This window comes from Flavobacterium jejuense (assembly GCF_006491595.2).
Classification (GTDB): Bacteria; Bacteroidota; Bacteroidia; order Flavobacteriales; family Flavobacteriaceae; genus Flavobacterium; species Flavobacterium jejuense.
The window spans coordinates 1-2,136 of record NZ_VEVQ02000036.1 but is presented as its reverse complement, the minus strand read 5'-3'; the positions used below and the strand labels follow the sequence as shown (position 1 = coordinate 2,136).

The 2,136-nt window shown below is 28.4% G+C and carries 2 protein-coding genes and 1 pseudogene; all 3 read right to left on the bottom strand.

Annotated elements, in window-relative coordinates; all coding sequences use genetic code 11:
* Positions 1 to 390, bottom strand: a pseudogene (locus FIA58_RS21075) (type IV secretion protein Rhs); the annotation flags it as partial.
* A 247-nt stretch (positions 391 to 637) separates the two neighbouring features.
* Complete coding sequence (locus tag FIA58_RS21070; RefSeq protein ID WP_140964669.1) at positions 638 to 1,105, bottom strand: hypothetical protein; 468 nt, start codon at positions 1,103 to 1,105, stop codon at positions 638 to 640.
* A gap of 2 nt (positions 1,106 to 1,107) precedes the next feature.
* Positions 1,108 to 2,136 (bottom strand): RHS repeat domain-containing protein (locus tag FIA58_RS21065; RefSeq protein ID WP_140964668.1); only part of this gene is annotated, 1,029 nt, incomplete at its 5' end.

Below are 2,136 nucleotides of genomic sequence, written 5' to 3'. Positions count from 1 at the left end.
ATCTCGACCACCATTTCTTATGAGGTTTTGAATGTTTCCGTTCTTATCATAAGTCAATTTTTCCAAATAATTATCTAGTGTTGGAGAAACACTTTCCGGTTTGCTATAATTGGCTTCTAATAACCTATTTAAGTTGTCATAGCTATATTTGTATTTTCTTTTAACATTATCACTACTGGTTTTCCAAAAGGTTTCTGATATATTGCCATTATACAAAGCAGTAGCGTCTTCTGGGTTGTTATAGCTAATTTTAAAAGCAAACAAATCGGTACCTATGTTTTCTACATCATTAATGGCTTTTAACCAACCTCTTATGTTGTAACTGTAATCTACCGTTTGTAAACCAGTTGCTCCTGTAGCATCTGTTCCTCTTACGTTTTTAGCTATCACTAATTCTAATACACGAGGTCGACTTTTTTATCATTTTCTTCGTTTTAAGAACTTTAAACATAAAAAAAGATGGACTATATAGCTCATCTTTTTTACAATTATTTTTAATTTTTATTGATTATCAATTTATTAGATATTCAAATTGAACTCATCACTAACTTTGAAACATTACCAAACAACAAAACCACTCCTTTTACAAGAAGTGGCTTTTGCTTTTATTTACTTTGTAGGCGTAGTAACCATTACCTTAATATGCTGGAATTTTAATATATTTAGTATTATCTTTCAAATTAAAATAATCATCAGATTTAGGAATTTCTTTATTTTTAAATATATATTTCATATCATTTTTTGCTTTTTTTGAACCAAGTTCATACGCTTTCAATAAATAATAAATAGAGAGCTTTTCTAACTCAATTCCTTTATATCTAAAATTAATGAACATATTATAATAAGCATCTGGGTAATTATATTTTACTGCCATAACTTGAGAATAATAATAAAACTCATCTCCTTTAAACGAAAGTGAGGCAATTTTATAACTTTCATTATAAACAGTAGTATCACCTAACTCAATAATCATTTTTTTAATACTATCATTTACTTTACTTTCATATTCTTTACTATAAAAATCAACACCTGAAATAGATGTATTATTATTTAAATTACATGAACTAAAAATCAAACAAATAAAAATCAATAAAAAAAATTTCATAATTATTTTAATTTTGTTGCTCTAACAACAGGATTATTTTTCTTCTTAAAATCAGAGAATTTAATTGAACTAATTTGTTTACCATCTTTGAATGTGATTAAATTTCCATTATATCTAAGACTACCAATTCCATATTTTATTGTTTCTCCTTTGGTTGTTTTCTCGTAATTAACATAATCTTCAGCACCTATAACCGTTACATTTTTAAATACGCTTGAAAATCTTGCTGCCAAAGAATTATTACCACCATCAGCAGAACTACATGTGAATAAGTACAAAGTTATTGGCTTTCCTTCTTCCATAGCTTTTTTATATTGAGGACTCATTTCTTTCATCAAATCATTCAATGTATTTACATCATAAATGTCTTTTTGATTCTTTTTCCCATTTCTTTGATCTGCAATTCCACCATTCATTAAACCATGACCATAAACACTAAATATACCATCTCCTATTTTGTATTCTCTAGATTCTACAACCCCATTTAAAATGCCATTCTTATAATCTTCCTTCTCATCATTAGTCAAATTTTCAGTATTTTTAGTTATTTTCTTATTAGGCTTTGCAAAAAAACTTATTGGAGGTTCTTCATTATTAGAATCTTCAGAATTATTAGATGAGGACATTTGAGTTTGTAAATCTCTAATTAGGTTCTGTGCATCTGTACCAGTATAACTTGCTCCCCAACTATACTCTTTTACATCCATTCCGTCTGGGTCAACAAAAATAACAGGGCTGTTTAAAGTATAACTATATGGAGTGTAATTATTAAATTTCTCCGCAAGCGGGTCAATGTTCATCCATCGACCTAAAGCAGGATCATAGTTTCTTGCACCATAGTCATAAAGATCAAGCCCTAACTCGGTTTGCAATTCTTTACCGTTGTATTTATAATTGTAATTAGGTTGTGAGTTATTAGAATTATACCCACTATGCTTTAATCCAAAAGGATAATAATGGTTTTCTTCTAAAATAGGACTGGTATAATAGTCATTACAAAATGTTTGAGGACTTCCATCTCTTCCTATTTG